The 23280-nt window shown below is 41.8% G+C and carries 25 protein-coding genes and 1 pseudogene; 10 read left to right on the top strand and 16 right to left on the bottom strand.

The window, feature by feature from the left end:
- Positions 1 to 491: 491 nt before the first annotated feature.
- The 6 genes from V7K40_RS30795 to V7K40_RS30820 form a co-directional block, all read right to left on the bottom strand.
- Positions 492 to 1580 (bottom strand): HAMP domain-containing sensor histidine kinase, encoded by a 1089-nt coding sequence (locus tag V7K40_RS30795; protein WP_334966565.1) that lies wholly within the window; start codon positions 1578 to 1580, stop codon positions 492 to 494.
- A 5-nt stretch (positions 1581 to 1585) separates the two neighbouring features.
- Positions 1586 to 2296, bottom strand: coding sequence for a response regulator transcription factor (locus tag V7K40_RS30800; protein ID WP_273769498.1), 711 nt, complete (start codon positions 2294 to 2296; stop codon positions 1586 to 1588).
- A gap of 168 nt (positions 2297 to 2464) precedes the next feature.
- Entirely contained in the window at positions 2465 to 3160 is a 696-nt protein-coding gene (locus tag V7K40_RS30805) for an NYN domain-containing protein (protein WP_273767763.1), read from the bottom strand.
- A 538-nt stretch (positions 3161 to 3698) separates the two neighbouring features.
- A complete protein-coding gene (locus V7K40_RS30810) occupies positions 3699 to 4778 on the bottom strand; it encodes a fatty acid desaturase (RefSeq protein WP_334966568.1) in 1080 nt (359 codons plus the stop codon).
- A 221-nt stretch (positions 4779 to 4999) separates the two neighbouring features.
- Positions 5000 to 6052: a fatty acid desaturase gene (locus V7K40_RS30815; RefSeq protein ID WP_334966570.1), complete on the bottom strand. Its 1053-nt coding sequence runs from the start codon at positions 6050 to 6052 to the stop codon at positions 5000 to 5002.
- Between the two features lie 343 nt (positions 6053 to 6395).
- Entirely contained in the window at positions 6396 to 7217 is an 822-nt protein-coding gene (locus tag V7K40_RS30820; protein WP_334966572.1) for an acyl-CoA desaturase, read from the bottom strand.
- A gap of 85 nt (positions 7218 to 7302) precedes the next feature.
- Between V7K40_RS30820 and V7K40_RS30825 the strand changes: the two genes are divergently transcribed.
- Positions 7303 to 8544 carry a methionine gamma-lyase family protein gene (locus tag V7K40_RS30825; protein WP_334966574.1) on the top strand — a complete coding sequence of 414 codons (1242 nt, stop codon included), beginning with the start codon at positions 7303 to 7305 and terminating at the stop codon, positions 8542 to 8544.
- Between the two features lie 52 nt (positions 8545 to 8596).
- Positions 8597 to 8968, top strand: coding sequence for a hypothetical protein (locus V7K40_RS30830; RefSeq protein ID WP_334966576.1), 372 nt, complete (start codon positions 8597 to 8599; stop codon positions 8966 to 8968).
- A gap of 379 nt (positions 8969 to 9347) precedes the next feature.
- On the opposite strand, the gene V7K40_RS30835 is transcribed toward V7K40_RS30830, so the two are convergent.
- The 6 genes and pseudogenes from V7K40_RS30835 to V7K40_RS30860 all read right to left on the bottom strand — a co-directional run.
- Entirely contained in the window at positions 9348 to 9698 is a 351-nt protein-coding gene (locus V7K40_RS30835; RefSeq protein ID WP_334966578.1) for a cupin domain-containing protein, read from the bottom strand.
- 408 nt (positions 9699 to 10106) lie between these two features.
- Positions 10107 to 10424 (bottom strand): hypothetical protein, encoded by a 318-nt coding sequence (locus V7K40_RS30840; protein ID WP_334966710.1) that lies wholly within the window; start codon positions 10422 to 10424, stop codon positions 10107 to 10109.
- Between the two features lie 243 nt (positions 10425 to 10667).
- On the bottom strand, positions 10668 to 11114 hold the full coding sequence (locus tag V7K40_RS30845; protein WP_334966580.1) for a zinc-binding dehydrogenase: 447 nt from the start codon (positions 11112 to 11114) through the stop codon (positions 10668 to 10670).
- A 25-nt stretch (positions 11115 to 11139) separates the two neighbouring features.
- Positions 11140 to 11835 (bottom strand): SRPBCC family protein, encoded by a 696-nt coding sequence (locus V7K40_RS30850; protein WP_334966582.1) that lies wholly within the window; start codon positions 11833 to 11835, stop codon positions 11140 to 11142.
- A gap of 183 nt (positions 11836 to 12018) precedes the next feature.
- Positions 12019 to 13116: a DJ-1/PfpI/YhbO family deglycase/protease gene (locus V7K40_RS30855; protein ID WP_334966584.1), complete on the bottom strand. Its 1098-nt coding sequence runs from the start codon at positions 13114 to 13116 to the stop codon at positions 12019 to 12021.
- Positions 13117 to 13162: 46 nt separating this feature from the next.
- Positions 13163 to 13294 (bottom strand): annotated as a pseudogene (locus V7K40_RS30860) (hypothetical protein); the annotation flags it as partial.
- Positions 13295 to 13718: 424 nt separating this feature from the next.
- On the opposite strand from V7K40_RS30860, the gene V7K40_RS30865 reads away from it, so the two are divergent.
- The 3 genes from V7K40_RS30865 to V7K40_RS30875 all read left to right on the top strand — a co-directional run bounded on the left by V7K40_RS30865 (position 13719) and on the right by V7K40_RS30875 (position 15397).
- A complete protein-coding gene (locus V7K40_RS30865; protein WP_334966713.1) occupies positions 13719 to 14117 on the top strand; it encodes a DUF6335 family protein in 399 nt (132 codons plus the stop codon).
- Positions 14118 to 14491: 374 nt separating this feature from the next.
- Positions 14492 to 14983 (top strand): orange carotenoid protein N-terminal domain-containing protein, encoded by a 492-nt coding sequence (locus V7K40_RS30870; protein WP_334966586.1) that lies wholly within the window; start codon positions 14492 to 14494, stop codon positions 14981 to 14983.
- A 240-nt stretch (positions 14984 to 15223) separates the two neighbouring features.
- Entirely contained in the window at positions 15224 to 15397 is a 174-nt protein-coding gene (locus V7K40_RS30875; RefSeq protein ID WP_334966588.1) for a hypothetical protein, read from the top strand.
- A gap of 107 nt (positions 15398 to 15504) precedes the next feature.
- Here the strand turns inward: V7K40_RS30875 and V7K40_RS30880 are convergent, their stop codons facing one another.
- The gene (locus V7K40_RS30880) at positions 15505 to 16806 is read right to left on the bottom strand and encodes an NAD(P)/FAD-dependent oxidoreductase (protein ID WP_334966590.1); all 1302 of its coding nucleotides are present in this window, start codon (positions 16804 to 16806) and stop codon (positions 15505 to 15507) included.
- Positions 16807 to 16927: 121 nt separating this feature from the next.
- The gene (gene shc, locus V7K40_RS30885) at positions 16928 to 18844 is read right to left on the bottom strand and encodes a squalene--hopene cyclase (protein ID WP_334966592.1); all 1917 of its coding nucleotides are present in this window, start codon (positions 18842 to 18844) and stop codon (positions 16928 to 16930) included.
- Positions 18845 to 18969: 125 nt separating this feature from the next.
- On the opposite strand from shc, the gene V7K40_RS30890 reads away from it, so the two are divergent.
- The 3 genes from V7K40_RS30890 (at position 18970) to V7K40_RS30900 (ending at position 21270) form a co-directional block, all read left to right on the top strand.
- A complete protein-coding gene (locus V7K40_RS30890) occupies positions 18970 to 20178 on the top strand; it encodes a glycosyltransferase (protein WP_334966594.1) in 1209 nt (402 codons plus the stop codon).
- Between the two features lie 79 nt (positions 20179 to 20257).
- Positions 20258 to 20494 carry a hypothetical protein gene (locus V7K40_RS30895; RefSeq protein ID WP_334966596.1) on the top strand — a complete coding sequence of 79 codons (237 nt, stop codon included), beginning with the start codon at positions 20258 to 20260 and terminating at the stop codon, positions 20492 to 20494.
- Positions 20491 to 21270 (top strand): nucleotidyl transferase AbiEii/AbiGii toxin family protein, encoded by a 780-nt coding sequence (locus V7K40_RS30900; protein WP_334966598.1) that lies wholly within the window; start codon positions 20491 to 20493, stop codon positions 21268 to 21270. Before V7K40_RS30895 ends, V7K40_RS30900 begins: the two co-directional genes overlap by 4 nt.
- A gap of 111 nt (positions 21271 to 21381) precedes the next feature.
- Here V7K40_RS30900 and V7K40_RS30905 read toward each other — a convergent pair whose 3' ends face one another.
- Positions 21382 to 21732 carry a helix-turn-helix domain-containing protein gene (locus V7K40_RS30905; RefSeq protein WP_334966600.1) on the bottom strand — a complete coding sequence of 117 codons (351 nt, stop codon included), beginning with the start codon at positions 21730 to 21732 and terminating at the stop codon, positions 21382 to 21384.
- A gap of 80 nt (positions 21733 to 21812) precedes the next feature.
- Between V7K40_RS30905 and trxA the strand changes: the two genes are divergently transcribed.
- Both trxA and V7K40_RS30915 read left to right on the top strand, forming a co-directional pair.
- The gene (gene trxA, locus V7K40_RS30910; RefSeq protein ID WP_334966602.1) at positions 21813 to 22136 is read left to right on the top strand and encodes a thioredoxin; all 324 of its coding nucleotides are present in this window, start codon (positions 21813 to 21815) and stop codon (positions 22134 to 22136) included.
- A gap of 145 nt (positions 22137 to 22281) precedes the next feature.
- Entirely contained in the window at positions 22282 to 23076 is a 795-nt protein-coding gene (locus tag V7K40_RS30915) for an SDR family oxidoreductase (protein WP_334966604.1), read from the top strand.
- Here V7K40_RS30915 and V7K40_RS30920 read toward each other — a convergent pair.
- Positions 23073 to 23249 carry a hypothetical protein gene (locus tag V7K40_RS30920; protein WP_334966607.1) on the bottom strand — a complete coding sequence of 59 codons (177 nt, stop codon included), beginning with the start codon at positions 23247 to 23249 and terminating at the stop codon, positions 23073 to 23075. The genes V7K40_RS30915 and V7K40_RS30920 overlap by 4 nt on opposite strands.
- Positions 23250 to 23280: the final 31 nt, after the last annotated feature.

A 23280-nucleotide genomic window follows, 5' to 3' on the forward strand; every position in this document is an offset into this window, starting at 1 on the left:
GGTCGTTTCTTTCATCAGGCTTTTATAACGTAAAAGCTAATCTAGTTAAGCATTATACCTTTTTTTGTCTTTTACTTTTGTTTAAGTCCCGTTAGGAACGATTTTGAGGGAACAGGTAAGCGATCGCAGCGTAACCCGAAATACTGACTAAACTAACCAAAAAAGCAGCCATAACAAAAGTAGACATACAGAATTCTACCCAAATGCCAAATTAACGTTATATTCTATACAATTTCAAAATCTCCACACCCATCAAAAAATAAGATTTTGGATTAATCCGCTAAGGCTTTGGCTTGCTCCTCCCTAACCCTTCTTAAAAAGGAGAGAATTAGAGCCAGCCTTTTTAAGGGAGTTTGGGGGATCTTCCTGGGCAAAATATCACCAACACCAAGCGGATTGAATTTTGGATACTTTTAAACTAGCAATTGCGTATGACACAGCCGTGACTACCCTGTGTCAATCCCTTGTATCTCAAGCATTTTCACTCAATCTTAAGCCAAAGGCAGAAAAAACCGAAACGTACTGCCAATTCCCAACTCGCTTTCTACCTGAATCTGACCGCCTTGTAGTTCAATCAAACGACGGGAAATAGTTAAGCCGATACCAGTGCCTCCCGAATGGCGATCGCGCGATTGGTCAGCTCGCCAGAAGCGCTCAAATACATGGGGCAAATTTTCTGGAACGATACCAATACCTGTATCGATAACCGCAATCCAGAGAAGAGAAGCTTCAGTCCCAGCCCGAATGGTAATTGAACCTTCGTTAGTATAACGTACTGCATTACCTAGCAGATTAACCAACACCTGTTCTGTACGGTCAATATCCGCCAATACAGGAGGCAGCACAGATGGACATTCCAAAAGCAGAACTGGCCCATCTTCTAACAGCTGGTCACTAAATTTCTCCACTAATGACTCTAACAACGGACGCAGATTTACCCGTTGTATATTAATTGGCAAATAACCAGCTTCTGCCTTAGAGAGTTCTTGTAAATCGTTCACCAAGCGCTCTAAACGCTTAGTTTCTCTAGCTAAACGCCGATAAATCTCAGGAGACGCTTCAATTTCCCCATCAGCCAGTTCTTCCAAGTAACCACGGACAACTGTTAACGGTGTCCGTAGTTCATGAGTCATGTCTCCAATCACTTCTCGCCGCCGCACTTCCACCCCTTCTAAACTGGCTGCCATCCGGTTGAAACTAGCACCAAGCCCATTAAGTTCTGGAATGTCAGACATCGGTAGTCGTGCATCCATCTGACCAGCAGCAAATTTTTGGGTGATTTGTTCCATCTCTGTCAACCGCTGCATAATCCGTCTAGACACCCAGTAACTTAATCCTCCAGCAGCGGTAGTCCCAACTAAAACTGACCAAATTGTGCTTCGCTGCCAAGCAAGTTCAAATCCTGTAACCAATTCAGTCCGGACATCGATTAAGTCGAACCCCTGATTTTCTAATCGTTCCAAATGCAAGACAAACAAGCGGGGGGAAGAGATTTTGCTGATACTTACCAAACTAGCTACCCCCACGATCATTACTACTAAGTGGGAGAAAAATAGCCGCCCTCTCAGCCCCATCTTCATAGTATTTACGCTACCAGGGGATCTTCAAATTTATAGCCCACCCCAACAACAGTTTTAATAAAAGTCGGAGTTGCCGGATCAGGCTCAATCTTTTTTCGCAACCGAGCTACATGAGTATCTACCACTCGTTCATCGCCAAAAAAATTATCTCCCCAAAGTTTATCAATTAATTGAGTGCGGTTCCAAACTCTACCAGGATTACTGACAAAGGTAGTTAGCAAGTTAAATTCTAGGGTAGTTAAATCCAAAATTTCAACCTCCTGAGAATTTATCTGACGACTGGCAGTGCGCTGGTCTACATCTACAATAAAGTGTTGGGTACGATTGACTTGATGTTGTCCCCCTTGGCGGAGGCTACGCCGCAATAGTGCCCGCACCCTAGCTACCAATTCTCTGGGGCTAAAGGGTTTTATCATATAATCATCAGCACCAGTAGACAGACCAATGACGCGATCAATTTCCTCACCCTTAGCCGTGAGCATCAAAATGTAAGGATCTTTTGCACCTGGTTTCTGGCGAATTCTGGCACAAACTTCCAACCCATCCAAACCAGGAATCATTAAATCTAGAATGATTAAATCAGGTGGTTGCTCCTGAAACATCCGTAAAGCATTCATGCCATCGCGGCTAATGCGACAAAAAAATCCTTCTTTTTCTAAAGATAGTTCGATTAAATGAGCAATTTCTGGTTCATCTTCAACTATTAAAATATCCATTTCAATTAACAAGACTTCGGGTAGACAAGGGGCAAAATCCCTTGTTCAAAATAAGCATTTGAGGACTGGGACGGGTGTGGATGGGGATTCAAGCCCCACCCAACCTGATAAACCTTCTAGAGGCTTGCAATAACTCAGTAGAGATTTCGATAGATTTGAAATCAGGTTTTAAAGGTTTGAATTTGACGGCGTGCGATAACTATAGCCAAGATTAGAATCTTTTTGAATGTGTGCTTTAATACTATCGAGGTCAATGAAGCAGTCAGCAACATCAATCAAGCTTTCACTAGTGGTCGTTTGCAAACTGACCACTTCCACCCGAACCCCCATTCTGCTGACAGCGTTCACAGCATATGCTAAATCTCCATCCCCACTGACTAAAACCGCAGTATCATAGTAAGGAGCTAAAGTTATCATGTCTACAGCAATTTCTACGTTCAGATTTGATTTCTTTAAATTCTCTGCTGGCACAATGAGTTCTTTTGCCACTACACGATAGCCATTACGACGCATCCACAATAGAAAACCCTGTTGCTTTTCATTGTTAATATCAACCCCAGTATAAAAGAAAGCACGCAATAGTCTTGAACCGTTGGTTAAACGACAAAGTAATTTAACGTAGTCAATTTCTATGCCCAGTTGTAAAGCTGTATGAAATAGACTTAAACCATCAATAAAAATAGCAACTCGACCACGATTCAAGCTATTGATAATCAAACTATCAGGTGCAGTATCTTGCATCTTGGTATCTTTACTTTTGACAACAGTATCGCTCAAATTTTGTCCTTGCCAATGTGGTTTAGCTTTGAGTACTTTAGGTTCCTTAAATTCATTTGTTTGTTTGCTAAAATTAGTTATAATCATTGATACCTCTGATTTTAAAGCTTGAAAGAGTTTTGGGTAAATTGTCTATAGTATAGTCTGTGCTGATTTATAACCCTAGCAGGTAATGATCTTAAGTCACTACATGCAGATAAACTTAACTGACGCTAAACAGAATCAAAAGTACACAGCCCAAGGATTTTTCACTGTGCTCAGGGTTGGTTTAACGAAACATTGCATCTGCCCACAGATATGTTAATCTTTACCCACTGAGACAGCAAGAGTTTGGAGAAAATAAATCTTCCTGTAAGGGTAGGGCAAGAATCCGCGAACGTCATCTATCTATTTTATTTTACCGTAGGCTAAGGAAGCTCAAATACTGACAAGAGCTAGAAGCATTAATAATGTAATATGCGATCGCCCTTCAAAAGGTAAGTTGTCTTAAGGTATTTAGGTAATCTTTAATGCAATTATTATAAAAGTTTATCTTAATCAGGGAATGCTCAACGGTCAATAGTCAGAAAACACTGACGAAAATACAAGATTCCCGACTTCTTTAAAGAAGTCGGGAATCTGAGTCTTAGCCTTTAGCTAACTTATTATTGGATGTATAGTAAACTTTACTACCAGTATCAGGGACAAAATGGCAGCTGATACATGAATTCCATAATGACTTCCAAATTGGTTCTTCCGATTTGTGGAAATACTCACCCATCACCGGTTTTATTGCCTCAGTTGCCTTCAGCAAATTGTAGTGAGGGATGTTAAGGAATATATGGTGAGCAACATGAGTACCGATATCATGATGGATATGATTGATCAAACCATAATTACGGTCAATGCTAGAAATCGCACCTTTCAAGAAAGTCCAATCTTCTCCACGATACCAGGGAAGGTCTGGCTCAGTATGGTGCAAGAATGTTACCAAATCTAGCCAAATTATAAACACAAGGTAGGGCACAGCGTAATATTTCAGCAACCACATCCAACCCCATTGGTAGGTCAGAAAACCCAACAAACCTACCATGCCAATCAAAAGTACAGTACTAGTAATGACATCCAATTTTTCCGATGGTTTGAAAAGCGAACTACTAGGCAGAAAGTGTGAGCCTTCCTTATTAGGAGAACGCTTAAATAGATACACAGGATAAGCCAATAGAAAAATATAATATCGGACTATCTTTTGTGCTAAAGGCATCTCCTTGTATTCTGATTCTGTCACAGGATACCAGCTTTCATCGTTATCGATATTGCCAGTATTTTTGTGATGGGTTCTGTGGCTAATCCGCCAACCATGATAAGGAACAAGTATTGGTATGTGAGAAAGATGTCCAATCAAATCATTGAGCCATTTATGCTTAGAAAAAGATTGGTGTCCGCAGTCATGTCCGACTACAAACAAAGCCCAAAACATCGTTCCTTGCATTAACCAAAAAATTGGGAAGAAAAGCCAAGAATCCAGGGAATGAGCAACTGCATAAAGCAGACCGATAATCAAGATATCACGAAAGAAGTAATAAAGTGATTTTATCACATTGGGCTGAAAGCATTCAGCAGGAATTGCAGCTTTTAAATTCTGAAGAGTGAAAGGTAATTTAGTTGTATCCTCAGATATTTCGCAGGCAGGAGGAATGTTGAACGTGATGATATTTGATTGCACTGGATTCTTTTGATTGGATAGAAATCGGAACTTTATTTGAGACAATATAATCTCACTTCTAGGATGCCCACGAAACTAGCGATCGCTAACACACAAGAGGATAATTCTGGCAATTTACCTAAAATTTTAGTCAGTAAAGAATTGCCAAATTCTATTTAAACACAGCATAATAAACGCTCTCGTTAGTGCAAGAGCGTGAGTGTAATCACAGCGAGCGCTATTTATCGCTCTATATAATATTCGTTGAAAGTCTTATAGCCAACATCAGTTGTGTACAGTTGACACTGGTCTGTAATCTGCTTCATTAAAGGCCAAGAAAACTGACACTCATCATGCAGATAAGTCCCCCAATTTTCTTTGATGCTGCTGTAAGCTAGCCGCAAATTATAAGAAGGAATCGCAGTGGAAATATGATGAGGGACATGAACATTGATATCATGGCACAGAATTTCTATCCAACGCGGATAATCACAATGGATAGTGCCAAATAGCTGTGCTAGACCCTCGTTCCACTTGTTCGCTGTTACAAAAGGAACATCTGCGGCAGTATGGTGAACAATAGTAAAAGTACTCATCCAAAAATGGTAAACCATCCAGGGCACTAGCCAAAACTTGACAAATCCCCAGATACCAGTTGTGGCGATAAGAATCGGGAAAGCGATCGCTGCAAACACAACTACTACAGCCACAGAAAGCTTGATACTCGATTGGTCTTTAGTTTTAAAGTTCCGCCAATCAAAATGCACAACTGCCCAATGTCCAATGGAACCTACCCACCAGAAGCGTTTACGCATGAACAGTTCAAAAGCAGACTGGCGGGTTTTATCCCAATTTTCAAACACTTCTGGTCTGATTGGATGCCAAGCATTGTCCTCATCCAGTTTATTGGTATGAGTATGGTGATGATTATGCTTAATGCGCCAACTGTGAAAAGGATAAATTAACGGCATCATGAAGAAATGCCCCACCAAATCATTTACCCAACGACGTTTGGCAAAAGACCTGTGACCACAATCATGAGCAATTACAAAAAAACCTGTTAAAGCAGTACCCGTAAAAATCCAAGCTAGGGGCAAAAGAAACCAAGGAGTGATAATCAAGCTGTAATAGCCCAAGGCAACTGCCAAGACACTGATTATTACTTGTGTCCAAGCTTTGCGACGGTTCTGCTGAAAACATTCCCGTGGCAGGGTTTTGACAATATCTTTGAGCCTTAGATCGGAATTACCAGGCTCGTCACTTAGTTTCTGGCTGTTAATTATTGATGTAGTCATGAACACCTGAAAAACAACAAACTCCTCCACCAAGTCACCAAAAAGCAACTTGCCGCAAAATTTCTTAACATTAGCGCTTCGGATTATAGCAACCTAACCGACACAAGCGCACCCGTAATATAGACTTTTGAAAAGTGAGGAGTTATCAGTGATAAGTTATGAGTTTAAATTCTTAACTCACGCCTGATGTGAATTAGAAACGCTCCTTGTTCCATAAGGATTTGTGGGTCTCAAAATTATGGTTTGAGAAAAATCGACGGCAACATAAAGAATTTCGACACCTGATTCACATTAAACGTAACTCCTAACTCCTGTACAGACGCGATTAATCGCGTCTCTACTCCTAACCAGCTTTTGTTGGGGCCAATTTCACATTAGTAGCCAGACCAACTGCTTGTAGCAATTGAACAGTCATCCAAGTTAAATCGATTTCCCACCATTCCAGCCCATGACGAGCTGAGTATTGAAAGGCATGATGGTTATTGTGCCAGCCTTCACCGAAAACTAGTACGGCTACCCACCAGCAATTAGTCGATCTATCACCAGAATCATAACTGCGATAGCCAAATTTATGAGTAGCGCTGTTCACCAACCAAGTGCAGTGGTAAACCCAGACAATGCGAACAAAAATTCCCCAAATAACGAAAGGCCAGCCACCCAGAAGCAAAAGCAATACACCTAGAGCAACCTGGATCAAAATGAAATATTTTTCTAAAAACTGATAAACTGGGTCTTCGGCAATGTCTTTGGTGAAACGAGGAACTTGAGCGTGAGCCGGACAATAATGAATCAGCCAATCCATGTGGCTCCACCAGAAGCCTTTATTAGAATCATGGGGGTCAGAGTCCGTATCAGAGTTTAAATGATGAATCCGATGTGTTCCTATCCACTCAATTGGGCCTCCTTGACAAGAGAGTGTGCCGAAGAAAACCAGGAGATACTCTAGCCACTTGGGAGTTTGAAAACTGCGGTGGGTAACAAGGCGGTGAAATCCGAGAGTAACGCCTAAACCACCAGTCACCCAGTACAGTAACAAACCCACACCAACTGCTGTCCAGCTAAAGTTACCAGGAACAAAGGCAAACAAAGCGCCGATGTGCAGTCCAATGAAAAATAGGGTATTGACCCAGTTAATTTGAGGTTTTGTTGAGGTAGCAATTGTCATGCAGTAACCTGAATTTGAATTTTCCAGCCTAGTCTGTGCGATCTAAAAATCCGCATATCTATAATTTTTTTTGAACGAGGAACTGATGAACAGCTTAGAACAGCTGCGGCAAGCAGAACAGGCACTATTAGAAATTTTTTCTGGAATTGACACTCAGGTCAAGCATAATCTAAAACGAGTGCTGGATGCGTTTCGTAATCACCGTGTAGGGACACACCACTTTGCTGGTGTAAGTGGTTATGGTCACGATGATTTAGGACGAGAAACTTTAGATAAAGTTTTTGCCGAAGTCATGGGTGCTCAAGCTGCGGCGGTGCGAGTGCAGTTTGTTTCGGGAACTCATGCGATCGCCTGTGCTTTGTTTGGTGTGCTCCGTCCTGGAGATGAAATGTTAGCAGTGGTTGGTTCTCCTTACGATACGCTTGAAGAAGTCATTGGTTTACGGGGTCAAGGTCAAGGCTCCCTTATTGAGTTTGGCATAAATTACCGCCAATTGGAGCTAACCCCCGAAGGAACTATAGATTGGCAAGCTTTAAGTAGTAGCGTGGCTGAAAACACTCGTTTAGTGTTAATTCAGCGTTCTTGTGGCTATTCTTGGCGTCCTAGTTTATCAATTGCCGATATTGAAAAAATCGTCCACTTAGTCAAACAGCAAAATCCTAACACCGTTTGCTTTGTGGATAATTGCTACGGCGAATTTATTGAAACCAGGGAACCTACAGCGGTAGGTGCTGATTTAATCGCAGGGTCATTGATTAAAAATCCTGGTGGTACCATTGTCAGCACTGGCGGTTATGTCGCCGGTCGCGCCGACTTAGTAGAAGCAGCCGCCTGTCGCCTCACTGCTCCCGGTATCGGTAGTTATGGTGGTGCTACTTTTGACCAAAATCGCCTGTTGTTCCAAGGACTATTTCTAGCTCCGCAAATGGTCGCAGAAGCGATGAAAGGGACTTACTTGACTGGTTATGTATTTGACAAACTCGGTTATCCAGTGAATCCTGCACCCCTGGCTCCTCGTGGGGATGTAATTCAGGCAATTAAACTCGGTTCTGCTGAAAAGCTAATTGCCTTCTGTAAAGCGATACAACAGCATTCTCCTATAGGTTCCTACTTAGACCCTGTTCCAGATGAAATGCCGGGATACGAGAGCCAGGTAGTCATGGCTGGGGGGACATTTATTGAAGGGAGTACCTTGGAATTATCAGCAGATGGGCCAATGCGATCGCCGTATGTGGTTTATTGCCAGGGGGGGACTCATTGGACTCATGTGGCGATCGCATTAGAGGCTGCGATTAATGCAGTAGGAAGTGCTGGCAAGAAATTATAGCATATATTACGCAGCGCATGAGGTTTATTGATTGAGAAATTAATCAAAGGTGATGCCTGCGGCGGGCTACGCCAACGCATTTGCTATTTCGGTGTACGCATTTGTTATTTCGGTGTACGCATTTGCTATTTCGGTGTACGCATTTGCTATTTCGGTGTACGCATTTGCTATTTCGGTGTACGCATTTGTTATTTCGGTGTACGCATTTGCTATTTCGGTGTACGCATTTGCTATTTCGGTGTACGCATTTGTTATTTCGGTGTACGCATTTGTTATTTCGGCGACTGCATTTGCTATTTCGGTGTACGCATTTGTTATTTCGGTGTACGCATTTGTTATTTCGGCGTACGCATTTGTTATTTCGGTGTACGCATTTGCTATTTCAGCGTACGCATTGTTCTTAATCTATCAAACTACCAAATAAGTGCTAGCTAGCTGATACATGTTCAACTGGCAAAAATCCCCCCAACCCTCCTTTGCAAAGGAAATTAGGGGGTTCAAGTGTTATTAAAATAGATGTAAATGCAACTTCATGCCAATGATTGGTCACCAATGATCGTTGTCAGTTTTAGTTTACTGTATCGCTTTACTAAGCTAGATAGCGAGTCAAAGTAAGCCTTGCGATGGCGCAAGCGCCCGCCGTAGGCGATCGGCTGACATTTTGTGCAATTCTTTCTTAGCTGCAAAGCACAGTAAAAAGGGGAACAACATTTTTGTTCCCCTGCGAAGGCTCTATATTCCATGCAATTGAAAACGGCTATAAATTTTTAGCGATCGCAAAATTTCAGATAATTGCAAACAAATTAGTTTTCGTCTCGCCCGTGAACTTCAGCGGGTGGACTGGTTGCCTCAACAGCAGTAAATGCTTCTAAAATTTTATAGGTGTGGCTGGCTCCTTTGGGTACTACCCAAGAACTCCCAGGCTCCAGCAAAATCGTTTGCCCTTCAATATGCAATTCTGCACGACCAGTGATTACATAACCAACAGTTTCATATTCTCGCGCTGTTGGCTCTTTAGCTTCATTCGGTTGCTCATTCTCCCACAGGCGCATGGAAATGGTTTTGCCAGATGCAAGATATTTCTGACCAAGTTGACCTTTTGGGGAATGGGTAGAATCTACTTTGATAACGGTTTTATCAGATGTATCAGACATATTTTTTGCCTCTTTTAGTTTTAAGTTTGATTATTTTACCAGTGCGAACTGCTTGGTAAATGAGCTGCATTAGCCCAACACTGAACTTGTAGCGATGTAGGCGTTGAAAAGATGCAAATCATAACTAAAAATTGCCGTGTAAGTAATTTTAAAAATGGCATCACGCGAGTTAATAAATTTTGGGTAGGTAACTGTTTCTACCTACGCATTGTTTGCTCCATGCCAGCAAACTTATCATAATTATTTAGTCCTTCATTATGATTTCGGCTGGTTAATATTAAGATAAATACTCGATTTATCCTAATACTGAGACGCAATAATTATCACGTCTCAGTAACTACTCAAATCTTATTCAACAATCTACGAGTCAAAAATTTAGACTCAAAATTCGCTACAAGTCTAGCTTCTCTATCTCAGCTTTTTGCTAGAAGGATTTTGGTAATAACCTTCTTTCTCTCCAGTCAATGGCTCAACTGTTTTTTCAACTTTATTTTCTGTAGACTTAAGAAACTCTTTTGTAGCTCTAGGAGTTTTTTCATCCAAGTTTAGCTTTTCACGGATAGTATCAGCAGCGTTTTTTAAGGGATTTTGAGAATTTGTTGTTTGGTTCTCGTTTCTAATTTCACCTTGCTCATTTGGGATTACTTTATAATAAGTACCCTCTGGAGTTTGAACATCAGCTTGTGCTATGTTAGGGTAGCTAAAAGCTTGACCCAAGAGAAACATAAATCCTACTAGAAAAACTACAAGGATTTGGGAGATCCGAATATTCCGCAGCCAGGAAATTACTCGATTCATAAAAAGCCTCAATTACATTATGTTAGGTGGACAATTTAAAACGCTGAATGACTATTTCCCATTCATAATTTAAGAACAACTTTGATTTAGTTATCCTTTTTTTGTTGAAAAATTTGGTAGCCATGGGGTGCTTCCTCTAAAGGCGATTGATGGGTAACAACCAAGGATAGATCAAGTTTTCCATCCCAAATCATCTGCAATCAAAAATATATTATTTTTGATATATTTTTGTCTATGCATTTGTCCCATCCTAAAGATTAGTCCTTTATTCAAGCCTGCACCAAATGGTATTTTATCAACAAAAGCACCATTAACACTCATAATTGAAAAAGTCCTGCCTTTACGACAGGCCACTATCATTTCCCGCAGAACGTGGGAACGATCAGTTTCCAATCTGAGCTTTTGTTTTGTCTGGTCGTAGAAGTCTGCTAAACCAACGGCATCAATGCAAGCATTGGGGCCACGGCCACCAGTCGTCTCTTTCAACGTTTCGCCAGCATTAACTTTTTTGTAGTTAATCACTTCTGCTTTGGCAAACTTTTTCGCCATTTCTAGGCGTTGGGGAAAGCGATCAATAGGGATCACTTTTTTGGCTCCCATGATGTAGGCACTAATCATCTGGCGTCATTCATTGGGCAAATAATTACTTGCGTCCACTTGTTTGACCTTCAGTGGTGGCAATTTCGCCTGCTTCCATTAGCATCTTGAAGCGACCCAATTCATCACCAATTTGCTGTTTTGGTTCCTCACCAAAAAGTTTAGCTACGGTAGCTCCCAATGCTCCACCTGGTGGGTTATACTCCAAAACAACCTTCACTTCCGTGCCGCGATCTGATACTTGTTTGAAGCGGACAAAACCAGAATTATCAACATCGGCACCTTCTATAGAAGCCCAAGAAATAAATTCATTTTCCCGGTCTTCGAGAATTTCTGCATCCCATTCCACACTGTTACCCAAGGGCGCATTCGCAACCCAATGAGAACGTTTTTTGTCATTCACCTTGACAGATTTGAGATGCTTCATAAATGTGGGCAAATTCTCCAAGTTGTGCCAAAAGCGATACAATTCTTCTGCCGATTTATTAATTGTTACCGTCTTTTCAATTTTGATGGGTTCGTTTATACCTATTGCTTCCTGTGCTTGCTGGATTGTGCTTTGTTTAGTTGCACCTTGATAGATTAAACCGCCACCGGCTAAAGCCGTCAGCACTCCCCGCAATGAACCTTGCTTTAAACCCATCAGCACCATAGCACCGCCACCGAGAAGAGATCCCCAACGCTCTACTTCACTAGCTTCAGGCTGGTTTGTACTTGGTTTATCCCCTGAGGTCGAAGTCACTTTTTTATCTCCATTACAGTCAATTAACTATAGAGGTGCAAATACTCTCTTGTTTCTACCTCTGTGTTCTTCTCTACGAGACGCTATGCGAATTGGTAAGCCCTACGGGTTCCCCAGTTCCTTTATACTGGGGAACCCGTTTACCGGACTGACTCACCACTTTGTGTCTACGTTCAAAAAACCTTAGATTGACACAGCAGCCCCTGTTGTCGGCTTAGGAGGCTGAATTTGATCGGTTATCCGCGCCCGATATAGTTCTACCAATTGCTGTTCGTATTTCGATAAATCTTGGTAAATTTCTTTGAAAATAGCAGTTACTGCTGGGTCGGTGTACATTACACACAAATTGCCAATATCGCCAATACCAGTTTGCACATCTCCTAAAGCAGAACGTAACTGATATATGTCATCACTTCCTGTCAAGGCAGTTTTCACCTTGGCATACTGATTAGCAATATTTGCCCCTAAAGAGGGTTTTTCACCCAATTGTTGAAGATAAATTTCCAGCTTTTTAATCTGGCGCTGTTTACTAGCAATGACTTCTTGAAAGACTGATTTTACTTGGCTATCTGATTCCTTTTGTAAGTAGTTCTCAAATGTTTCTAGCGAATAACGTTCACCAGTAAGGGCAGTATTTAAACCTTTGCTGATATCACCTTTAGTTGAGCCACCCCAAGCATCAGCCAGCTTCCACCATTCAGCACTTGTGTCTTTCTCATTAGGTAATGCAGCATCTTTGCCACCATAACCCAAACGGCTTAAAATAGCTGTGGTAAAAATTGGCAAGTCTCCGGGTTCACGAGATGTAATCAAATTCCCATCAACTACCACCGACTCATCTAGATAATTTGCGCCAGCGTTAATTATATCCTTGGTAATAGCGCTAAAGCCGGTAACTTGCTTACCTTTGAGCAAATCGCCTTCAATCAAAACTTGTGGCCCGTGGCAAACCGCAGCTACCAATTTTCCTTGTTGGATAGCCTCTTGTACAAAGCGGACTGTGTTAGGGTTGCGCCGCATTTTATCGGGAGCCATCCCACCAGGAATCACTACTGCATCGTATTCGGCTGCGATCGCTTCTGTGGTCGTACCATCAGCTTGTATGCTAAGTTTGCCCTGTTTACCCAAATATTTTTCATTCATTCGGGAACCGAGGACTACTACCTCCATTCCTGCTTGTTTTAGTCCATTATAAGGAACTGTAAATTCTGCATCCTCTACTGCTTGTTCAATAAGGATGGCAACTTTTTTATTAGCGGAATAATTGTTATGGTCAGTCATAGATGGTGTTTCCTGCTTGTTTCTAGTATTTAACTAACTACAATGTTCATCGATTAGGACAATTAAACATCCAAGATTTTTCCCTGAAAAAATTTGCTGCTAGTTCCCGTGCTTCGTCACCTGCTATCTGTTTTTTAAGGGTTTCTAGTGTGGCACGAGTAGCAGATTCTGCCTCTTGAGGATCATCTGATTGGTCAAGGCTTTATACATCTGTAATCAACTCGTCATATTTCACTGCTACCTCCGCTGATCAAAATTATTGAATGTCTTGTGGTTTTGCATTCAGGTAATTAAAAGCATGAAGACTAAATTCAAATGGCTAAACTTAAATTTTTATTTTTCCTCTAATTAATAAAAAAATAGTTATGAGTGAGAAGTTGGCTCATGAATAATTTCGGTTTGATAACCCCTAACTCATAACTAAAAACTTCAACTACAAGTTGCTTAACCATGATTTCATATTTCCAATCCTATGGTGCGATCGCTAGTTTAGCTTCGTTCCAAGGGGATAGATTATTTTATTTCTAAAGCTATACATCTCTAGTAATACAAATTATTGACAGGAAAGCGTTATTGTGAGAAAGCAGAAAACGGCTAACATCATGGCAGAAAAAAATCATAATGACGAAATTAAAACCAATGATTTGCCGCAGGAAATTACCGAATCCTACGGCACTGGTGTGAAAGACTTGCCAGGATACAATATTGGTGGGCGCTCCATGCAGGACGAAAGGCGCGAGTATACAGAAACTAGTCCTGAACTCACTGGTGGCGATGTTGATGCTTATTGGCAAGATGCAGATGCAGTTGGGGATGAAGCTGTTGGTGGTAGTACTTCCACTCCTGATAAAAATGTAACTGAGGAGCTAGAAGCAGCAGTGGGGCTAGAAATGGATGACTCTGAGTTTCTCCATACCAACGATATTTTAGAAGACCGTGACGGCGATCGCTGGGAGTTAGATCCAAAGTCTTCTGAAGATTATCAAGATCGGCGAGAGTAAGCTCTATAAAAGCAGAAGCCGTATTTCTTCTGTATATTCACAAATTGCATGTCGCTAAATCGGGCAGTGCTTTTCTAAGCACTGTCACAATAAAACTAACATCTATCTACCGACATACCTGGTGAAAATCTCTCAATTTTGTAGTATTCCAATTGTCAACTCTTCACCTTGCCTAAGGCAAGCATTATTTCGGCTTTTCTAGGGTGTTTATCTAACTATAATGCTTTTAATGCAGGACTACAGCCCGATTTATATTCTATTTATAATTGTTATTCTTTATGATTCCAATACATCTGTCTTCAGTAGGTTAAAAGTGCAGATGTACATTTGATAACTTTGCTAGTAACATTGATGAATTACAACTGGAGTTAATAATGACATCTACCCAAACAGGCGATCCAACTATTCGTGAGCATGTTCAAGCTTGGCAACAGTTGGGTGTGGATCAACAACTGGCTTTATTTTGGTTTGTTTACAAAGAAATGGGTGGCTCAATTACGCCAGCTGCAGCTGGTGCTAGTACTGTTTCCCCAGAAATTGCTGAAGGTTTGTTTAATCAAGTTAAGGAATTATCTCACGAACAACAATTACAAGTTCAGCGTGACTTGATTAATAAAGCGGATACCGAAATTTCTCGTGAATATGGCTCTTTGGGTGATACCACTAAGCTACTGTTTTGGTATCGATTATCTCAAGGTATGGATAGTGGTACTATCATTCCTGTACCTTCTGATTATGAACTTCCCTCAGAATCTAAAGCATTGTTTGGCAAAATTCAAGGATTAGAGTATGAGCAACAGATTACTCTTTTCCGTGATTATGTTTCGCCAATGGGTGCTGAACCAAAAGCAGGGGCTGGAATTTAGCACTTTTGAAATTTTTAGGATACTTGAGGCTACCTTTTTAGTCTCCGGATGACGATAAATATGCTTGCCTTATACCTTCTGAAAAAGCAACAGAAGTATTAGATTTAGTTTACACACTGAACATTGAAGATTTAATGACTTTCTTCAAAGGGGTGCTGTAACAGTTTTGAGTTAGTAATCGGAGGTGGGGCTACGCCTCACCTTTATTTTTTCAAGTTAGGAAACACTTGCATTTTTAAGTTGATTGTTCTGGTATATTCTCCCAAACAGAGGAAAAACGTAGATCAGAACTTTAACAGATTTTTATTAACTGATATTACTGGTGCTTTTGATGAACCACTGAATATCGCTAATTTAGCGAAAGCGATCGCCTCGTTTGGTGGTAAGCATACAACAATCTGCAAGTCACTTTAGATAGAGATATAACTGTGGGGAATCGTACCTTCAAAAAAGGCGATATCCTCATACCTGACTAGATATTCCCCCAGGTTCTCTTTTTCCTTTAAGAGTTATTAGCCGCATCAATTATGTAAAAAGTTCTCATTTGCCCGCTTCACTTTTGCAATCCAATTCTTGTAGATATTCAAAATTTCTGAGTAGGGAACCGTGGTTTCAGAAAGAAGTTGCAAGAATGACGGGTAAAAGTATTTAGGAAATAGTTGATGCAAAATTTGAGCAGATCGCAATCTGATAAAAAACTCTAAAAATAACAGTTTACCGGATAATGGATAGGCATTGTCACTTAGCTCGACTAAGGCATGAGCATCTGGCTTTCGACGTAGAGAAAATTGCGCGATCGCTTTCGCAATATCATCAGAATATTCATCCAATAACTTATCAAAGAAAGCTACATCCTCAAAGGAAGCATTGCAACCTTGACCCAGCGAAGGAGAGGTGGCGTGAGCTGCATCACCAATCAGTAGCACACTATCACCATGATGATAACGATTACAACGAATTGTTATAATGCTTGAGATGGGTCGATTTAAAAATGCTTCGGCTTCCGATTCTGGTAAAATCTGAGCAATTTCTGGAAACTGCTCGCTAAAGAATTGGGATACTTCCTCTGTAGTAGAAAAATTTGCAACTGGGTTATTCTCTCTGGGAAAGTTAACGGTTCCATTCAGCGAACCGTCTATACGATGCACCAGTATGGCTGCGATTCCGTCATCCCCTCTCCAATTATGAATGTAGCCTGGTTTGAGGGATGTTACATTCACAGGTAAAAAGATAGATTTGTAAGCTAAGGGAACATATTTTTGCTCCACCTCAAATTCATCTTTTGAGAGAAATTGCTCTCTCACTTGCGATCGCGCTCCATCTGCACCAATTAATAAGTCATAATTAACGGTGACATTTGTTGTCTCATCTGCATTGCCAACGTTTGAAAATATTACTGTTTTTGTCTCAAAATCAACCATATTGCATTGATTTTCAAAATAAATCTTGAGGCGATCACTATTATATTTTGCGGTCAGTGTTTCCAATAATATGATAATTAGTTGGATCCGATCAAGAATATAAATAGGTTGATTTCGAGGTATTAATTGCGTTTTTCCATTTTTCTGATGATTTAGGGAGCCAGTACTCTCAATACTTGCAGATTTGAGGATTTCTAGAAGTCCTTTAATATTGCTGAGTGCAGTAATTCCTCGCTGATTAATAACAAGCGGAAATGTTCTAGATTTTGACAGGGAAATTGAGCGCGGATCGTTACGTCGTTCATAAATTTCCACCTGATAGTCCTGATCACGTTGCAACAAATAGTGAGCCAGAAGAACTCCACTGGGACCAGCACCTACAATTACAACTTTCTTAGCCATTTTCAATCCTCGTTTACTAAACTGTTGATAGAAAAATCGGGCTATTTGCTAATTTCAATGTTAATTTCCAGATTTTACTTCTGAATCCTGTACTGACGCGATTAACCGTGTCTGCTGAATTCTAAGTTATATTGTAAATCACTGTTTGATAACGACCCAAAGCTATCAAAGGAAAGTATTGTTGATACATATGATATTTGAGATAAAAATGGCAGGGGAAACCAGTACCTGTAAAATCTGCCTCAAACCAAGTACCATCGGGCTGTTGAGTTGCCACTAGGTAGCCAATTCCCCGCTCAATGGCCTCAAGAGCTAATTTACCAGTTGCTTCACCTGCCAAGAGACCAATTAAAGCCCAAGCAGTTTGAGATGCAGTACTATTTCCTTTTCCTTTGAGACTGGGATCATCATAGCTACGGCAAGTCTCACCCCAACCACCATCTAGGTTTTGACATCCAACTAACCAAGCTGCTCCCCGTTCTATACTGAGTTTATGCCTTTGAGGGTCAATCAAGGCCAAGGCTGATAAAACGCCACTGGTACCGTAGATATAATTTACACCCCAACGACCAAACCAACAGCCTTCGGTTTCTTGTTCGCGCAGAAGATAACTAAGCGATCGCTCTAAATTATAACTATCAATTGACAGGTTACAAGCACCAAGCATTTCTACAACTCTAGCCGTAACATCTGCGGTGTTTGGATCAATCATGGCTTTCAAGTCGCCATAGGGGATGGAATTGAGCCAATTTTGGTCGTTGTCCAAATCAAAAGCAGCCCACCCACCTGGTTTACATTGCATAGATGCAATCCAATCTAAGGCACGAGCGATCGCAGCCTGCTTAATTTTTTCATTAGGGAGTTTTGCTACATGTAGTGCCATCACCACAACAGCCGAGTCGTCTACATCAGGATAAAAGCGATTGTCAAATTCAAAAGCCCAAGCCCCTGGTTTTCCCTGGCGATTTTTGACAGCCCAATCTCCGTAATCCAAAATTTGTTTTTGCAATAACCATTCTCCAGCCTTTACCACAGCCGGATGATCTGGTGCAAAGCCAGATTCTACTAAGGCCCGCATCGCCCAAGCGGTATCCCAGACGGGTGAAATACAGGGCTGTATCCGGTAGCTATTCTCTGTTTCAATCGCAAAGTTATCAATTGCTTGCAAACCTCGTTCCACAATCGGGTCGTTTGGGTGATAATCCAGACACCGCAAAGCCAGCATTGAATTCAGCATCGCCGGAATAATGCCGCCCCAGTCGCCTGTAGCTTCTTGCCGCTCTAAAATCCACTTTTCGGCAGCTTTGATGCTTTCTTGGCGCAAGGGTACTAAATTCAGGCTTTCTGCCAACTTGAACCCATGATCAAGTGTGAGGAATAAATCTGTCCAATCGCCACTCTGGGGTAATTCCCACCGGACTTGATCAATACCTTCAACGTATAGCTGATCTAGGTTGATAGTTGGGTTGGTGATAAAAACAGGTTTGCGATCGCATACAATCAGTAATGGTACTGTACTGGAACGTGCCCAGCTAGACATCTCATAGATATTGACGGGGAAAGCTTTTGGCAACAGCATCACCCAAGGTGGTAGCGAGGGAATACCGCGCCAGTTGTAGCAGCCAATCAAGGCTAGGTGCAGCTTGGTAAAAATCCGAGTTTTGCTGATACCACCCCGTTGGAGAATAAAGGCTTGCGCCCGAATCATCGCCGGATCGGTTGCTGGTACACCTAGCAGTCTTAGTGCCATGTAGGCTTCAACCGAAGTGCTAAGTTCTCCGCCATCACCGTAGTAAAGTTCCCAGCCGCCATGCTGCCGTTGCTGTTGACGTAAGTAGGCTTCAACTTTGTGTAACGGTCTTGCTTGGTCTGTTCCCCAAATTTTATGGAGGAGGACGACTTCAGCAGTAATGGTGACATTAGATTCTAACTCTGCCCACCAGTAACCTGCCAGATTTTGAATCGAAAGCAAATATTGTTGACTGGCTGCGATCGCTTCTGCGACTTGATTGACTTTTACCCTGTCTTGTGTTTGCATCAAATACTATTTAACCTCAACACTCAACACTAGTTATGAACACGACAATACGATGAAAAAATTTTTTTCCTCTATTTCAGTAGACATAGTATTCTGTCTGAGTTACTGAGAATTTGCAATAGCTCATGGGTGTAATTGTATTAGGATTGATGCTGTTATCCTTGACAATTTGGTTGGGATTACTGTGTTTTTGGGGACAATTTTGGCGGACAGACCAGCAATTAGAGGTTAGAGAAACTCAGCTACAGTCGTTACCTATGGTTTGTGCGGTGGTTCCAGCCCGTAACGAAGCTGAATTACTACCAACCACATTGCGATCGCTCCTACTCCAAGATTATCCTGGTTCTTTAAAGGTGTTTTTGGTAGACGATCGCAGTACAGATGGGACAGCAAATTTTGCCGAAGGAGTTGCACACACTCTAGGTAAACCTGAGCAATTGCATATTATCTCTGGCGAATCACTGCCTCCTGGTTGGTCGGGCAAACTTTGGGCAGTTGAGCAAGGTATAAACAGCGCGAGTTTATTTGCACCTGACTATTTTTTGCTGACCGACGCAGATATCGAACATGATCCTGGTAATCTCCGCCGACTGGTTGCGAAAGCTGTCCAAGAAGATTTAGACCTGGTTTCGGTAATTGTGCGACTCAGGTGTGAAAGCTTTTGGGAAAAACTTTTGATTCCAGCTTTCGTCTTTTTCTTCCAAAAACTCTATCCCTTCCGCTGGGTTAATAATCTAAATAATCCCACAGCCGCCGCTGCTGGGGGATCTATTCTGATCGCCCGTGAAGCTTTAGAGCGAATCGGTGGTATTCAAGTGATTCGCCAAGCTTTAATTGACGATTGCGCCCTTGCTAACGCCGTTAAACAGATTGGAAGACAAAGTAATTCTTCTTTCTCCCCTGCCTCCCCTGGCCGGATCTGGCTAGGATTGAGTATATTGACTCAGAGTGTACGTCCTTATAACTCGCTGGGGACGATTTGGGATATGGTTGCCCGTAGTGCCTATGCCCAACTGAATTATTCTCCATTAGTACTAGTGGGAACTTTGGTGGGAATGATCTTGATTTATCTAGTTCCACCTGTGTGTGTAATTCTGGGTGCAGTTTGGGGCAATTGGGCGATCGCACTTACAGGTTTATTAGGATGGTTTTTAATGACCTTGGCTTACTACCCGACAATCCGCTTTTATAAATGTTCTCCCTGGTTAGCATTGAGCTTACCTGCGATCGCTTTTCTCTATACCCTGATGACTCTAGACTCAGCACTCCGTCACTGGCAAGGGCGCGGCGGCGCTTGGAAAGGAAGAGTCTACCCAAACCCAGATAATTTATAGTTGGAATAAAATTAAATTTCAAAATCGGTAGTGGTAATCTAAAATTAAAGTAAGCCTAAAGTGGTTGATTAAAAGAATTATGACAACCGCAACACCAACAAATAATCCTGTTATTGTCCCCAAAAAGCTGCCTTTTCTGGAGTCAATTTGTTGGCAGACTGCCGATGTGTATCGGTTCACTTTAGAAGAAATGCTGAGTCGCTACGAGCGTGGTTGGCAATATCACAACCTATTTAATAATCTTGAAGGTGAAGAACTCAATTTTATTAAAGAACTTGCCAAACGCTATAAATCCTGGTTGCAAGTTTGTTTATGACCTTCAGGTTTGAACAGCATAATCAAATTCTCACAGTTCTTGAATCCTTAGATTCGGACATACTTAGAAAGGGTTCTGCTTACTTCGGTGGCGGAACCCTTCTTGCATTTGAGTTTGATGAATATCGCTGGAGTAAGGACGTTGATTTTATCGCTTCCGTTGGTACAGAAGGCTACAAATACCTGCGTACAGTGATATTTGAGGGTGGGCATGAAGCATTATTTCAGGATTTAAGTAAAATTAAAGTTGGACGTAGCACAACTGACCAATATGGAATTCGGATGATAGTTTTTGTGGATGATGTGCCGATTAAAACGGAAATTATTGCCGAAACTCGTTTTCAACTAGACCCACCAAGATATCCAAACTGGTCACTCGTTCCCTGCTTAAGCTTCAATGACTGTTTTACCTCTAAGCTGCTGTCAAATTCTGACCGTTACGCAGATGACAGCGTTGAGGCAAGAGATTTAATTGATCTAGCAATTCTCAGGCTGCAATCTCCAATCCCAAAAGCATCAATTGAGAAGGCTGAAAAAGCCTATGAGGTTATGCGCCCTTTAGAAAAAGCGATCAAACGCTTTCAGGAAAGACCAGATTACAGAGAGAAATGCTTTCTCAGTCTACAAGTTGATCAAGCTCAGATACCCAAAATTATCGACGGTATTGATTTACTCTCTACAGATTTAGGTTTATCTCGCACTCCAAGGGTTTTTCGAGAACAACATGATATCTTTGCTAATTTAGAAACACGAATTAAAAAACAAGAAGATTCTTAAAGAGTGTTCTAATAAATAAATGATCCAAAGTCTGTCATTGCTTAGGTGGAGCCTACGCAATGACAATTGGGCATTTTTTTACTTGGATTACACAGGTTATAGCCAATGTCCCTAGATTCTTGAGGCTGTTTGTTTAGTACTGGCGGGTTCAACAGGTAATGGTTGAGCGGCTTTCAACACCGCATCCAGCAACCCTGGAAACAGCATCTCTAAATCTTCATGCCGCAAGATGTTAATGTGCTGTGTCCCTTCTTTACGTGTAAAGACTATCCCCGACTCCCGCAAAATCTTAAAGTGATTGGACATCGTAGACTTAGCGATCGCAAAATCAAACCTGGCACAGCATTGTTCCCCCTCAGTCGCCAGCAGCCGCACAATCTCTAGCCGCACTGGATCGCCCAATGCATATAACACTCCCGGTAAAGAAATATTTTTTTTATCTGGATGATAAAGAAATCTCATAGTTGCATTATCTCATCAGGTGGCATATATTTTTATAATTCGATATTATCGAATTATAGAATTAATTAGGAAGGCAATTTATGTCATCCATTACCAATGTCACAGAAGCCACATTCAAGCAAGAAGTCTTGGAAAGTGAAATTCCGGTGTTAGTGGACTTTTGGGCACCGTGGTGCGGTCCTTGCCGGATGGTGGGTCCAGTCGTCGATCAAGTCGCTGCTGAATACGAAGGACAGGTGAAATTTGTGAAGCTGAACACAGATCAAAATCCTACTGTCGCCAGCCACTATGGAATTCGCAGCATTCCGACGCTGATGGTTTTTAAAGCAGGTCGGCAGGTTGATACTGTCGTAGGGGCAGTTCCAAAAACCACCTTGAATAAGACCTTAGCACAGCATCTTTAATTTAAGTTAAGGGGAGTAGTAGGGAGTAGGGGGAACAGAGGGGAAGTTGCACTAAGCTTTCCCCAGGAGCTTCTTGTGCCCAATCACTCCCCACTCCCTACTCCCAATTCCTGAATTGTGTTTCAACTAATGGGGAAAGAGCGAAATGGACTTGAAATTGCATGGTAAATCCGCACTGGTGAGTGGTTCAACCGCAGGTATTGGTTTGGCGATCGCCCTTGGGTTAGCTCAAGAGGGTGCATCAGTGATTGTCAACGGTCGGTCTGAAGAACGAGTAGCCCAGGCGATCGACAAAATTAAGCAAAGTACACCTGATGCGAAAGTTTCTGGTGTTGTTGCTGACGCAGGCACTGCATCAGGGGTAGAGCAACTCTTTCAAAAAGTTCCTCACGTTGATATCCTGATTAACAATGTGGGTATTTATGGGCCAAAAACTTTCTTTGATATTACTGATGAAGACTGGTTAAAAATACTTGAGGTTAACGTCCTCAGCGGAGTCCGTTTGAGTCGGCAATATCTGCAAAAGCAGCTAGAGCAAAACTGGGGGCGGATAATTTTTATCTCCAGCGAATCTGCTATTCAAATCCCAGTAGAAATGATTCACTACGGTACAACTAAGACAGCGCAGCTTGCCATTGCACGAGGTCTAGCAGAAATCACTGTCGGGACTGGAGTCACGGTAAACTCTGTCCTACCAGGGCCAACCCGCTCAGAAGGAGTTGAGGACTATATTTCCCAGCTAGGACAGGAACGCAGTATTAGTCCAGGGGAAGTTGAGGCTGAGTTTTTCCAAAATGTGCGCCCAACTTCCCTAATCAAACGCTTTGCAAGTAATGAAGAAGTAGCAGCGATCGTAGTTTACCTTTCTAGTCCTGTAGCTTCAGCAACTAATGGTGCAGCTTTGCGGGTAGATGGTGGCGTTATTCGCTCGATTGTTTAGTTAATGCGCTTTGTTATAAAGCTGTGGACTGGGAGGAGCAGGGGAGTGGAGTTTAAAGACTCGTCAGCGAGTATTAAAGACTCATTAACGGAGTTCAAAGACTCATTCACGAGTATCAAAGACTCGTCCGCGAGTATAAAAGACTCATTCACGAGTATCAAAGACTCATTCACGGGTATTGAAGATAGGACTTACGCACAAGCA

Source organism: Nostoc sp. (assembly GCF_036917195.1).
Classification (GTDB): Bacteria; Cyanobacteriota; Cyanobacteriia; order Cyanobacteriales; family Nostocaceae; genus Nostoc.